Annotated in this window: 12 protein-coding genes; 8 read left to right on the top strand and 4 right to left on the bottom strand. The window is 65.3% G+C overall.

From position 1 onward, the window contains the following. Nucleotides 1-10 precede the first annotated feature (10 nt). Nucleotides 11-805 (top strand): ParA family protein, encoded by a 795-nt coding sequence (locus CH295_RS25135; protein WP_037189876.1) that lies wholly within the window; start codon nt 11-13, stop codon nt 803-805. A 21-nt stretch (nt 806-826) separates the two neighbouring features. Here CH295_RS25135 and CH295_RS25130 read toward each other — a convergent pair whose 3' ends face one another. Continuing rightward, a complete protein-coding gene (locus CH295_RS25130) occupies nt 827-2080 on the bottom strand; it encodes an Rv3212 family protein (protein ID WP_094742140.1) in 1254 nt (417 codons plus the stop codon). 9 nt (nt 2081-2089) lie between these two features. Continuing rightward, nucleotides 2090-3610 carry a DEAD/DEAH box helicase gene (locus CH295_RS25125; protein ID WP_230596229.1) on the bottom strand — a complete coding sequence of 507 codons (1521 nt, stop codon included), beginning with the start codon at nt 3608-3610 and terminating at the stop codon, nt 2090-2092. Nucleotides 3611-4050: 440 nt separating this feature from the next. Between CH295_RS25125 and CH295_RS25120 the strand changes: the two genes are divergently transcribed. Both CH295_RS25120 and CH295_RS25115 read left to right on the top strand, forming a co-directional pair. Next, the gene (locus CH295_RS25120) at nt 4051-4773 is read left to right on the top strand and encodes a ferritin-like fold-containing protein (RefSeq protein ID WP_037189874.1); all 723 of its coding nucleotides are present in this window, start codon (nt 4051-4053) and stop codon (nt 4771-4773) included. Between the two features lie 129 nt (nt 4774-4902). Next, entirely contained in the window at nt 4903-5130 is a 228-nt protein-coding gene (locus CH295_RS25115) for a DUF3107 domain-containing protein (protein ID WP_032397679.1), read from the top strand. Nucleotides 5131-5202: 72 nt separating this feature from the next. Here the strand turns inward: CH295_RS25115 and fasR are convergent, their stop codons facing one another. Beyond that, entirely contained in the window at nt 5203-5856 is a 654-nt protein-coding gene (fasR, locus tag CH295_RS25110; RefSeq protein WP_037190243.1) for an HTH-type transcriptional activator FasR, read from the bottom strand. A 300-nt stretch (nt 5857-6156) separates the two neighbouring features. On the opposite strand from fasR, the gene CH295_RS25105 reads away from it, so the two are divergent. The 3 genes from CH295_RS25105 (at nt 6157) to CH295_RS25095 (ending at nt 9407) form a co-directional block, all read left to right on the top strand. Next, the gene (locus tag CH295_RS25105) at nt 6157-7236 is read left to right on the top strand and encodes a DUF3152 domain-containing protein (protein ID WP_170946051.1); all 1080 of its coding nucleotides are present in this window, start codon (nt 6157-6159) and stop codon (nt 7234-7236) included. Between the two features lie 89 nt (nt 7237-7325). Continuing rightward, on the top strand, nt 7326-8492 hold the full coding sequence (gene moeZ, locus CH295_RS25100) for an adenylyltransferase/sulfurtransferase MoeZ (protein ID WP_094742139.1): 1167 nt from the start codon (nt 7326-7328) through the stop codon (nt 8490-8492). Between the two features lie 60 nt (nt 8493-8552). Then, a complete protein-coding gene (locus CH295_RS25095) occupies nt 8553-9407 on the top strand; it encodes a TIGR02569 family protein (protein WP_037190242.1) in 855 nt (284 codons plus the stop codon). On the opposite strand, the gene CH295_RS25090 is transcribed toward CH295_RS25095, so the two are convergent. Then, nucleotides 9397-10107, bottom strand: a complete 711-nt coding sequence (locus tag CH295_RS25090; protein ID WP_094742138.1) for a FadR/GntR family transcriptional regulator — start codon at nt 10105-10107, stop codon at nt 9397-9399. The genes CH295_RS25095 and CH295_RS25090 overlap by 11 nt on opposite strands. An 81-nt stretch (nt 10108-10188) precedes the next feature. Here CH295_RS25090 and CH295_RS25085 point away from each other — a divergent pair, with 81 nt between their 5' ends. After that, nucleotides 10189-11430: an MFS transporter gene (locus CH295_RS25085; protein WP_052047594.1), complete on the top strand. Its 1242-nt coding sequence runs from the start codon at nt 10189-10191 to the stop codon at nt 11428-11430. 238 nt (nt 11431-11668) lie between these two features. After that, nucleotides 11669-13060: a nitrate/nitrite transporter gene (locus tag CH295_RS25080; RefSeq protein ID WP_094742239.1), complete on the top strand. Its 1392-nt coding sequence runs from the start codon at nt 11669-11671 to the stop codon at nt 13058-13060. Nucleotides 13061-13088 lie beyond the last annotated feature (28 nt).

The following is a 13088-nucleotide window of genomic DNA, read 5'->3' as shown; positions in this document are numbered from 1 at the left end:
GATCAGGGCCGTGACGACAATTCTCGCGGTAGCGAATCAGAAGGGCGGCGTCGCCAAGACCACCACGGTGGCTTCGCTCGCGGCTGCGCTGCATGCTCTCGATCGACGAGTCCTGGTGGTCGACCTCGATCCGCAGGGCTGTCTGACGTTCTCGCTCGGACACAACCCGGACAAGCTCGATTCCTCGGTCCACGAAGTGCTGACCGGGGATGCCAAGGTCGAGGACGTACTGATCGAGACCGCGGAAGGAATCGTGCTGCTGCCGGCGACGATCGATCTCGCCGGCGCGGAAGCGTTGCTGCTGATGCGTGCGGGTCGCGAATTCGCACTCAAGCGGGCGCTCGCACCGATCCTCGAGGATTTCGATGTCGTCGTCATCGATTGTCCGCCGTCGCTGGGAGTGCTGACCCTCAACGGCCTCACCGCCGCACAGTCGGTGCTCGTGCCTCTGCAATGCGAGACTCTCGCGCATCGCGGGGTCGGGCAGCTGTTGCGAACGGTGTCCGAGGTACAACAGATCACCAACCCCGATCTGGCGTTGCTCGGTGCCCTTCCCACACTGTTCGACGCCCGCACCACGCACAGCAGGGATGTGCTCGGCGATGTCTCGGACCGCTATTCGATGCCGGTTCTCGCGCCGCCGATTCCGCGAACCGTACGCTTCGCCGAGGCCAGTGCATCGGGCGCGACGGTACTCTCGGGCCGAAAGAACAAGGGCGCGCAGGCCTATCGAGAACTCGCCGAGAATCTGTTGGCGTACTGGGACGGCGGAGCCGATCTCAAGACCTACGATCCGGCGGAGTAGACCGAGGCCCGTGCCGGCGAGTCAGCCGAGAGCGACCACGTCGGAACCGCGTTGCTCGACGACCACATCACCGATCACCGACATCTGTATCGGTCCGTCGTAATCGCCTCGGTCGACCGGAATGTCGGCCGTCGAGGCGCCGGTGGCGAGATCGACCACCGAGATGCCGTCGGGCACGGGTACGAGAAGTCGGCCGGCCATGACCGCTCCACTTCCGAGGGCTCCGGGGACGGTCCACAGAGGACCGAGACTGTTGGCATCGAACGCCTGGACCCCGGCACCGGTGAACCAGGTGAGCACCGAACCTGCCTTCGTCGCAGGCACATTCGGAGAGGCACGGGTAGGGGAGGAGACGGCCGGGAGAATGAATTCGGATATCTTCGCGGCCGTGTCGTCGTAGAGTCCCACCCGGTCGGGCGCGCCGTTCTCCGCTGGGATGTACAGCGCGACGATGTTGCCCGTGATCGCGATGATCCGCCCGGCAGTCGGTGCGTCGGGTCCGGGAACGAGTTCCGGTACCACCGTCGACCCGTACTCCTCGGGTTCGCTCGCGTCCTTGGGTGCTGGATTGATCAGTGACAATCGGGCCGCAGTCTCTCCCGGGCACTGTTCCAGTACGGCCGTCCGTGCGTTCGTCGACCCCGAGGACAGCAGCGTGCACCCGGTTCTGGGCTGACTGCCCGGATTGACCGGGGCATCGACGCGACCGTATTCGAGGGTGCGAACCATGTCCGACCGCCACAGCTCCATGCGGGTGTCGCCCCTCGACGTCACGTACGTGCCATCGGAGGACAGTCGGATCGCATCGTCGGCGTCGGATGTGCGTTGTGCCTTGCGTTCTCCGGTTGCTCCGGCGAGTTCGGTCACCTGAGAGCAGCCGCGGTCGTCGCGGTAGACCGCGACTGCGGTGTTCCACGACGCGACCACCGAGCAGAGCGGGAGATCGCGTGTGTACGACCAGGATTGCTCACCGGACCGTGGATCACGGCCGAGGACGGAGCCCCCGTCCGCAGTCACCACCGTGGATCCGGTGACGACAGGAAGCGGGGTTCGCGTCGAATCCGTTGCTGCGCTCGGCGCGCGCCACAATTCGGTGAGCGCCGTAGGCACCGCGGCTGCGGGTTCGGCCTGAGGCAGTGGCTCGTCGGCCGGCATCGATGTAGTTCCGCGAGCATCACCGGTGAACCACGCGATGCTCGCGGCAACCACCACGACCACTGCGATGACGGCGGCGACGACGAGGTCGGTTCTCGTCCGACGTTCTGGAGCCAGCACGGCGGGAGATTACTCCGATGCGCTCGCAGTCGACGGTCCGGCATCGGCGGACGATCCACTGGGGCGACGACGCCTGCGGCGGCGCGGAGCAGTCTTCGTCACCGTGCCTGTGGACCCCGCATCCGACGTATCCGATTGCTCGGCAACCGAATTCGCGGCTGGTGCGGAATCGGCCGATGCGACGGAGGTGGCGGCGGCGTTGTCGCCGTCCTGACCTGCGCGGGTGCGACGGCGACTGCGCGAGCGGCGCGGCTTGGTCGCCGTCGACGCGTCGGCCGCAGGCGCTGCTGTCGCCTCGCCGTCTTCGTCCGTCTTCTCCGGGGCGCGCGAGGGTGCCTTGCGTACGGTGCCGGTGGCGTCGGTGGCGATACCGAGGTCGGTGAACAGATGCGGTGAGCTCGAGTAGGTCTCGACCGGATCCGGCATGCCGAGATCGAGAGCCTTGTCGATCAGCTGCCAACGGGGGATGTCGTCCCAGTCGACCAGAGTGACCGCGATGCCGGTGCGTCCTGCACGGCCGGTGCGGCCGATGCGGTGCACGTAGGTCTTCTCGTCCTCGGGGCACTGGTAGTTGATGACGTGGGTGACGTCGTCGATGTCGATACCGCGTGCTGCGACGTCGGTCGCCACCAGAACGTCGATCTTGCCCGTTCGGAACGACTTGAGGGCTTTCTCACGCTGGACCTGGCCGAGGTCGCCGTGCACGGCACCGACCGAATATCCGCGCTCGGCCAATTCGTCGGCGACCTTCTGGGCGGTGCGCTTGGTGCGGGTGAACACCATCGTCGCGCCGCGACCCTCGGCCTTGAGGACCTTGGCGACCATCTCGACCTTGTCCAGGGCGTGGGCCCGGTAGACGTGCTGGGCGGTGCGGTCGTGGACGGCCGAGGACTCGGCCTCTTCGGCGCGGATGTGCGTCGGCTGCGTCAGGAACGTCCGGGCCAGGGTGATGATCGGACCCGGCATCGTGGCCGAGAAGAGCATCGTCTGACGCTTGTCGGGCACCATGCCGAGGATGCGTTCGATGTCGGGGAGGAACCCGAGGTCGAGCATCTCGTCGGCCTCGTCGAGAACCAGGACCCCGACCTTGCCGAGGATCAGGTGGTTCTGCTTGGCGAGGTCGAGCAGACGGCCCGGGGTACCGACGACGACGTCGACGCCGTTCTGCAGCGCGCTGATCTGCGCCTCGTACGGACGGCCACCGTAGATGGAGAGCACCTTGACGGGACCGTTCGCGCCGCTGAGGTACTTGGACGCGTTCTCGAGGTCGGAGCTGACCTGAACGCACAGTTCACGGGTCGGCACGATCACCAGGGCGCGGGGGGTGCCGTCGAGCGGGGAGGTGCCGGAGTTGTCCGTGGCGAGTCGGTGCAGCAGGGGAACACCGAAGCCGAACGTCTTGCCCATTCCGGTGCGTGCCTGACCGATGAGGTCGTCGCCCGCGATGGCGAGTGGCAGCGTCAACTCCTGGATGGCGAACGTGCGCTCGATTCCCATCTCGGAGAGCGCGCGAACGATGGAGGGATCCACGTTCAGCTCGGCGAAAGTGGGGGGTACGTGCGTGTCGTCCAGCTGCGCCGACAGCGTGGTGTCGCCGGTGTCGGACTCTTGGTCGATGACTATCTTGCTCAGGGGACTGGCCTTCCTCGTGGTCGAACGTGCGCACGAGGAAGGGCATAGGCCTATTGCCGGCCGAAGTCGATGCCCTCGATCCGATGTGATGTCGCCGTCAGCCTCAGCGCGGCCGCGAACTGCGATGTCCGCTGCGGCGAAGCTGTCGAGGCGACCCGGATCAGGTGCGCACACATTATCGATGACCGTCGCGTGATTCTTCGGTCCGTTTCATCGGTCCGCGAGCGACGATCGAGCACCATGGTAGCTTGCCGAACGGATTTCTCCATTGTCGGCAGGTCACGGCGGGTCCGGCGCGCGCCGAGACGAGGCGTCGGGCACGGGACTACGATTGCCGCATGGGAGCCCATTCGTCGGAGCCGTCGTCCTCAGTTTCACCCACCACGCTCATCGAGTCGGACCGAGTCGAGCCGGCGATCGCGCACGATCACCCCGGTATCCCGGATCTGTTCGCGGTGCTCGCATACGGCGAGATATCTGCGTTCTATCGCCTGGCGGACGACGCTCGGATGGCTCCGTCCATGGAGGGTCGTGTCGCGCTCGCGAGCATGGCGGCTGCAGAGATGAGCCACTTCGAGACATTGCAGAAGGCCTTGTCGGACCGCGGTCTCGACGTCTACGCCTCGATGGACCCGTTCGTTCGCGCCCTGGACGAGTACCACGAGTCGACGACTCCGTCGACGTGGTTGGAGTCACTGGTCAAGGCATACGTGGGAGACGGCATCGCGGCCGATTTCTACCGGCAGATCGCGCACAGTCTCGACCCCGACGTGGCCGAGATCGTTCGCGACGTGCTCGCCGAGACCGGGCACTCGGAGTTCGTGGTGCACGAGGTGTCCGACCGGGTTCGCGCGAGCTCGCAGGAGAAAGCGCGACTGATGCTGTGGGGTCGTCGTCTGCTCGGCGAGGCCATCACCCAGGCGCAGTTCGTGCTCGCGCGCCGCGAGTCACTGACCGATCTCGTCATCACCGCGTCGGGAGACCTCAACGGCGTCGTCGCACTGTTCGACCGCATGCAGGAACAGCACGCGGAACGGATGTCCTCACTCGGACTGGACTGACCGCTGTGGCCGGTGTTCGCCGGCAGCACAGGGCGGTGTTCGCTGACAGCACAGGGCGTCGGGCGTCTGGTTCGACCCCGCTGCACTAGCCTGGCGTGAGCAGAGTTGTCGAGAGTTCGGAGGTTGACCGTGGAGGTCAAGATCGGTGTTTCGGAGAGTTCCCGTGAGCTCGTCGTGAACAGCACGCAGTCCCCGGCCGAGGTCGAAGCGCTCGTATCGACCGCCTTCGCCGGTAAGGACGGAGTGCTGTCGTTGGAGGACGAGAAGGGACGCAAGTTCTTGATCCAGGCTTCCAAGGTGTCGTACGTCGAGATCGGTCCGTCCGATGCTCGGAAGGTCGGATTCGCGACCGCCTGAGACTGCTCGGAACGCACGACACGCCCCTCACTCGAATCGAGTGAGGGGCGTGTCGTGTTCGTGGGTCGGTATCTACGGTGACTGCAGGGGCACGTGTGACAGACCGCCCCAGGCCAGCGACACCGTGGTGTCGACGGCGTCTTCCTTGGAAATCGGCCGGTCGGCCTCGAGCCAGTACCGAGCGGTGAACTGGCTTGCACCGACCAGACCGACGGCCAGCACGCGGGCCCGGTAGGGATCGAGTCCGGAGTCGTGGGCAACCAGGTCGAAGACGGCGTCGACACACGCTTCGGTTGCCTGCTCGACGCGAGAGTTGACCTGCGGGTCGCCCATCAGATCGGACTCGAAGACCAGCCGGAATCCCTGAGTGTCGGTGTCGACGAAGTCGTAGAACGCCAGCACCGCAGCACGAACGCGCTGCCGATTGTCCGTGGTCGAGCGCAGGGCCTGGCGTACTCCTGCGATCAGGGTGTCCACGTAGCTCTGCAGCACCGCCAGGTACAGCTCGAGCTTTCCGGGGAAGTGCTGGTACAGGACCGGCTTGCTGACGCCCGCGCATTCGGCGATCTCGTCCATTCCGGACGCGTGATATCCGCGGGTCACGAATATTTCGCTCGCAGCAGCGAGCAGTTGCGCCCGACGGGCATCGCGCGGCAACCGTGCGCTGCGGCGATTGCCGGTGGTGGCCGGCCGGTCGGAAGACCGCCGGTCGTCGAGATCTGTCATGAATTCTGTTCCCATCCGCGTCGACAACTGCGCTCGTCTTGGTTCGACAACGAACTGTCCGGCATGAACTTCCGGCGGGTGGCCGTCGGTTCGGACCGCTCGTAGCGCAGATCACGGGCAACGATACGCGTGGCTGCCTTCACTCACGGGATCCTGGGGGACCGTTGCGGAAAGTGGGCAATACCGGATCACGTCGAGCGGTTTGTTCGTACGATGTTTTCGTACCTGAAACCCGATAGTTCCCGTCCCGGTATCGGCGTGCCGAGCGGCGGGCGGTGAGGATTGTGAGATCGTGAGCGAGTGACTGACCGAGGCGGGCCGCGTATCCGCGGTGGTGTGCAGTCGGGCGGCGTCGACGAGGGGTACGACGATCGGTCGGACGATTACCCACGCACCGTGGGAAGTCGCGGGTCGCATCAACCGCTCCGCGCTCAGTGGGACCCGACACAACGCGAGGTCAAGCAGCGCAGTCGTCGTCCGGAACGCGACGTCAAGAAGCAGAGCAAGCTCGGAAAGTTCGCGTCCACCTACGGATGGCGGGCGTACGCGGTGCCGATTCTGATCGTGGTGACCGCACTCGTCGTCTTCGATGCCGTGCGCACCGGTGACCCCGTCACCGGCACTGTCGCGCAGTCCACCAACGCCGATCCCGGATTCGGCACCTTGAGTTCGGATACGACGTCGGGCACCGGAATCATCGGCGTGCCGCCGCAGGCCGACGGCAATTTCGCGGCGTCGGTCTCGTCGGGTGAGCTGCCCGACGGTGGTCCGTTCGCAGTCCAGGGAGCCGGAACGTGGCACACCGTGCCTGGCACCACCGAGCAGGTGGGGCAGGGGACCGAACGGGTGTTCACCTACACGGTCGAGGTCGAGGACGGCGTGGACACGGTCGGGTTCGGCGGCGACGAGTCGTTCGGCCGCTTGGTGGATCAGACCCTCGCCAATCCCAAGAGTTGGACGAACGACCCACGGTTCGGATTCCGTCGAATCGATCAGGGCGATCCCGACTTCAGGATCTCGCTGACGTCGCAGATGTCGATCCGGCAGGCCTGTGGCTACGACATCCAACTCGAGGTGTCCTGCTACAACCCCGGCATCGAGCGAGTGGTGCTGAACGAGCCGAGATGGGTGCGCGGGGCGATCTCGTTCCAGGGCGACATCGGCTCGTACCGCCAGTACCAGATCAACCACGAGGTCGGCCACGCGATCGGTTATCAGCAGCACCAACCGTGCGAGACCGACGGCGGGCTCGCCCCAGTGATGATGCAGCAGACGTTCGGGACGTCCAACGACGACATCGCGCGACTGGACCCGGCGGGCGTCGTGCCCATGGACGGCAAGACGTGCCGATTCAATCCGTGGCCCTACCCGCGAGGCTGATCGGTCGAGAGTCGGACGGGCTGAGTTAGATTCGAACGAGGCGATCGGGTCACCGGCCGCCGTGTCGAGTCGAGGAGCGTCGCTGCGTCGTGGTCCACCTACCTCCGCTGGTCGAACCCGCAGGCGAACTGACGCCCGAGGACGTCGCGCGGTACAGCCGGCACCTGATCATTCCCAGTGTCGGAACCGACGGTCAGAAGCGACTGCGCAACGCCCGCGTGCTCGTCGTCGGTGCCGGGGGACTGGGTTCACCCGCGCTGCTGTATCTCGCAGCTGCCGGTGTCGGAACTCTGGGCATCGTGGAATTCGACGATGTCGAACTGTCGAACCTGCAACGGCAGATCATTCACGGCCGATCCGACGTGGGTCGTCCGAAGGCCGACAGCGCCAGGGACTCGATTCTCGAACTCAACGACGGCGTCGAGGTGGCGCTGCACCGTGTTCGACTCGACTCGTCGAACGCGCTCGAGCTCTTTCGGCAGTACGACCTCGTGCTCGACGGGACCGACAACTTCGCCACCCGATACCTCGTCAACGACGCGGCTGCCCTGGTCGGAATCCCGTACGTGTGGGGTTCGATCTACCGGTTCGAGGGGCAGGTGTCGGTGTTCTGGGATCGGGCCCCCGGCGACGCAGGCATCAACTATCGCGACCTGTACCCCGAGGCTCCGCCGCCGGGCATGGTGCCTTCGTGCGCCGAGGGTGGGGTGCTGGGGGTGCTGTGCGCGTCGATCGGGTCGGTCATGGTCACCGAGGCCATCAAGCTGATCACCGGAATCGGCGAGACGTTGCTGGGTCGCTTGATGATCTACGACGCCCTGGCCATGAGCTATCGAACCGTCGGTCTGACTCGGGACCCGCATCGAACGCCGATCACCGAGCTGATCGATTACGAGGCATTCTGCGGAGTGGTCCCGGCCACCGAATCCACCGGTGAGTCGATCACCCCGGCGGAGCTGCACGCAATGATGCAGTCCGGTCGCGAGGTTGCCCTGATCGACGTGCGTGAGCCGGTGGAGTGGGACATCGTCCGCATCGACGGTGCGCGTTCGATACCCAAGGATCGAATTCTGTCGGGGGCCGCGATGGCAGATCTCCCGCAGCACATCCCCATCGTGCTCTATTGCAAAACCGGCATCAGGTCCGCAGAGGTGCTCTCTGCCCTCGTCGGTGCCGGTTTCTCGGACGCCTCCCATCTGCACGGCGGAATAGTGGAGTGGGCCAAGCAGATCGATCCCGGTCTGCCCATGTACTGATGTGGTCCGTGTGTGCGCGTCGTTCGCAGTGGCACCGCGATCGGCGGTAGCGTGGCGCTCGTGAGCTCTGTCGAACCTCCTCAGCACGTGATCTCTACGTTCGGGCTGCGCGATGTCGAGCCTGCACCTCTCGGCGCGGACTGGGACGGTGGATGGCGTCTGGGCGACGTCGTGCTGTCTCCGGTGGCAGACCATGCTCGCGCCGCGTGGTCGGCCAAGGTGCGCGAGACCTTGACCGTGGACGGGGTTCGTCTCGCCCGACCGGTGCGTTCCACCGACGGCCGTTACGTCGTGTCGGGCTGGCGAGCGGACACGTTCGTCGCCGGTGAACCGGAGCCCCGTCACGATGAGGTGATCTCGTTGTCGATGCGGTTGCATGCGGCGACCGCGCAACTCGAGCGACCCCGATTCCTGGTTCAGCCGCCCGTGGCGCCGTGGGCCGACGTGGACGTGTTCGTTGCTGCCGACAGAGCTGCATGGGAGGCGGTCCCGCTGCGCTCGGCTCGCGGTGCAGGCGCACCCGAGCCGTCGTCCAGCGATGGCAAGAGCAGCCTGGAATTGGTCAAACAGCTTGCGACACTACGCAAGCCGGTCGAGTCGCCTGATCAGTTGGTGCACGGTGATCTGTTCGGAACGGTGTTGTTCTCCGGAAGCGATGCCCCCGGAATCAGTGACATCACCCCGTACTGGCGTCCCGCGCCGTGGGCTGCCGGGGTGGCCGTGGTGGACGCCCTCTCCTGGGGTGACGCCGACGACGGTCTGGTCGGCCGCTGGGACGATCTACCGGAATGGCCGCAGATGTTGTTGCGCGCGTTGATCTTTCGTCTCGCAGTGCACGCGCTTCACCCACGTTCGACGTCGGAGGCCTTCCCCGGCTTGGCACGAACAGCAGATCTGGTGCGCCTCATTCTGTGAGTTCTGCTGCGCGAGCCGGGAGTTCCTCTGCGCGAGCCGGTGATTCGGAGAGTTCGTGGAACAGAGATCGAGCGGCATGCATCGCGCGGGCGGCGTCGCCGTCGATGACCGCCGCCACGAGTGTGGTGTGTTCGTCGATGTAATCGTCGTCGTGCTCGATCGCATGGTGGCGCATGGCGTCGTGGATCACCGGCAGCAGTGAATCGTAGAACTCCAGATAGATGGCGTTGTGGCTGGCCGCGACGATGGCGCGGTGCAGCCGTGCGTCGATCCGAACGGCATCCGCCAGCGGCGTTTCGTCGGACCACGCCGCATTGCGATCGGCCAGCGCGCTCAGCATCGCGACGATGTCGTCGTCGTCGCGTCGGTCGGCTGCAAGAGCCGCCGCGGTGACTTCCAGTGTCTCGCGTAGCTCGGTGACGTCGCGGTGCCGAGCGTCCGAGAAGTACTTGCCCAAGGTTCCGCCCAGGTCGGAGCACGTCATGACGAACGTGCCCGAACCCTGCCTGCGTTCGACCATGCCTGCGTGGACGAGTGCCTGCACTGCTTCACGCACGGTGTTTCGCCCGGTGCCGGTCATCTCGCACAGTTCGGGTTCCGTGGGAATGCGGGTACCCACCGGCCATCGCTGCGAGGTGATCTCCTCGCGCAGCGCAGCCGTCACCTGGGAGATCAGGCTCGATCGCTGGACCTGCCGCACGTGGGCTCCTCATGCCGGGGACGTTGCAGCGTCGATAGTAATGCTTTGCACCCAATGATCCGGTCATCCTATGATTACGCGGTGAGTGCGCCTACCGTCCCCGCCGCCCGAACCGTCGGTACCTCGCTCCTGCGCGGGCGAATTCTCGTCTTCTCCGCGATCGTTCTGTCAGCCCTGACACTGCGGGCGGCAGTGACCTCGATCAGCCCGCTGTTCGGCAGGATCGGCACCGACCTCGAGTTCGGCGACACGGTTGTCGGCGTCGTCGGAATGTTGCCCCCGGCGATGTTCGCCGTGTTCGGTCTGGCAACACCGTTTCTCGCCAAGCGCACCGGTCTCGAGCGAGCTGCGCTGCTGGCCATGGCACTGACCACCATCGGCATGGCCACCCGTGCATTCGCGCCGAACACCGCCTCGTTGCTCGCCCTGTCCGCGATCGCCCTCGCGGGAATGGGAATCGGGAACGTCGTCATCCCGCCGTTGGTCAAGCGGTACTTCTCCGATCGTCTCGCTGTGGTGAGCACCGTCTACATCTGCGTCATGCAGATCAGCACCATGGTCCCGCCGCTGCTCGCGGTACCCATCGCCGACGCGCACGGATGGCGTGTGTCCATCGGGATCTGGGCCGTGGTCGGCGTCGCGGCCGCACTGCCGTGGCTCGGTGTGGTGGTGGCCCGACGCGGCCACGACGAGAAGGACGTCTCGGCCGAGTCCGGATCGGCCGCGGTGCGCGTGGAACCGAGCGGCCGAATTCATCGATCCTCGCTGGCGTGGGGGATGGTGATGATGTTCGCAATGACCTCCCTGATCACGTACTCCATGCTCACCTGGTTGCCGACGCTGTTGATCGATGCGGGGATCGGAGAAGGCTTGGCCGGTGCTTCTGTCGCGGCCTTCGGCGCGATGGGCTTGGTCACGTCGCTGGCCGCGCCGACTCTCTGTGCGCGAGTGCGTAATCCGTTCGGCCTCGTGGTGGTCGCCGCGGTCTGCTATTTCGGTGGCTTCTCGGGTCTGCACTGGTCGCCTGCCGCCGGTACGGTCGTGTGGGTGTGCCTGGTCGGGCTGGGCACGATGACCTTCCCGATGTCGCTGACGCTGATCAACCTCAGGACGCGTACCGCGGTGGGATCGTCCTCGCTGTCGGGGTTCACTCAGGGACTGGGTTACGTGGTGTCCTCGACCGGTCCGATTCTGTTCGGGCTGCTGCACACGCAGTCCGGTGGATGGGGACTCTCGTTGGTGCTGCTGACCGGGTGTGTGGCGGTTCTGCTGGTCGGAGGGTTCCTGTGCTGCCGACCGAGGATGCTCGAAGACACCTGGTGACGCACGACGACCGTTGACGCTTCATCTCACGTCGGTGCCCGTGATCGCGTGAGACCGAGTTAATCTTCCGAGTCATCGCACGCAGCGCCGCTGCAACATGGCTTTCCTATGTTCGGTCCACACACCGATCAGGAGGCCACACGTGACCAGCCTTTCTCGCAGCGCTTCGGCAGATGCCGGCTCAGCCACCACGGCGACCGTTCCGCCCGGAACGGTTCCCGTCTCCGTCAATCATCACATCGCGCACTGGAATTCCGAGGACGTCGAGGCATGGGAGGCCGGCGGCAAGCAGATCGCCAAGCGCAATCTGATCTGGTCGGTCATCGCCGAGCACGTCGGATTCTCGATCTGGTCGATCTGGTCGGTCATGGTGCTGTTCATGCCGTTGTCGGTCTACGGCATCGACGCTGCGGGCAAGTTCTTCCTCGTGGCCGTCCCCACACTCGTCGGCGCGATCCTGCGGATTCCGTACACCTTCGCCACGGCGAAGTTCGGTGGGCGTAACTGGACCATTTTCAGTGCTCTGGTGCTGCTGATCCCCACCGTGCTGACGATGTATTTCATGCTCAACCCGGCGTCGTACACCACGTACATCATCGTTGCGGCGTTCGCCGGACTCGGCGGCGGTAACTTCGCGTCCTCGATGACGAACATCAATGCGTTCTATCCGCAGCGCGAGAAGGGATGGGCTCTCGGCTTGAACGCGGGCGGCGGCAACATCGGTGTGCCCGTCATCCAGCTCATCGGCTTGCTGGTCATCGCCACCATCGGTAACACCGCCCCCGAGATCGTGTGCGCCGTCTATCTCGTCTTCATCGCGCTGGCCGCCGTCGGTGCCGCGCTGTACATGGACAACCTGGACAACCAGAAGACCAACGGGCGCTCCATGATCGACGTGTTGAAGTTCTCGGACTCGTGGTGGATCGCCTTCCTGTACATCGGCACGTTCGGATCGTTCATCGGCTTCAGCTTCGCGTTCGGGCAGGTACTGCAGATCAACTTCCTCGCCGGACTCACCGACGGGGCACCCGCAACTCCCGCTCTGCAGGCGCAGGCATCGCTGCAGGCCGCTCAGATCGCCTTCATCGGACCGTTGCTCGGGTCGTTGTCGCGGCCGTTCGGCGGCAAGCTCGCCGACAAGATCGGCGGCGGCAAGATCACCCTGTACACGTTCGTGGCCATGACGTTCGCCACCGGAATTCTGGTCGCGGCCAGCACCTGGGACGATTCGACTCCCGGGGCGGCCAGCGGAACCGTGATGGTGCTCTTCGTCGTCGGATTCATCGCCCTCTTCCTGCTCTCGGGCCTCGGAAACGGATCGGTCTACAAGATGATCCCCGCCATCTTCGCTGCGAAATCTGCTCAGCTTCAGGGCATGACGGTCGACGAGCAACAGCACTGGTCGCGCAAGATGTCCGGTGCCCTCATCGGTATCGCCGGTGCGATCGGCGCTCTCGGCGGCGTCGGAATCAACCTGGTGCTGCGGGCGTCGTACTCGGGTACCGCGAAGTCCGCGACCACGGCATTCTGGGTCTTCCTCGGCTTCTACATCGTCTGCGCGATCGTCACCTGGGCGATCTACCTGCGCAAGACGAATTCCGCCGACGCCGACGCACCGGTAGCCGTCTGAGGATCCATCACCGGCAATGACGAAACGC

Origin of the sequence: Rhodococcus sp. 14-2483-1-2 (assembly GCF_002259405.1) — a bacterium.
Classification (GTDB): domain Bacteria; phylum Actinomycetota; class Actinomycetes; order Mycobacteriales; family Mycobacteriaceae; genus Rhodococcoides.
The sequence above is the reverse complement of the archived record's forward strand: the minus strand, read 5'-3'. Positions and strand labels throughout refer to the sequence as shown.

Excerpts from the sequence above, each read along its gene's own strand:
- CH295_RS25120 (WP_037189874.1), top strand. The coding sequence starts at position 4,051 with ATGGGAGCCCATTCGTCGGAGCCGTCGTCCTCAGTTTCACCCACCACG.
- fasR (WP_037190243.1), bottom strand. The coding sequence starts at position 5,856 with ATGACAGATCTCGACGACCGGCGGTCTTCCGACCGGCCGGCCACCACC.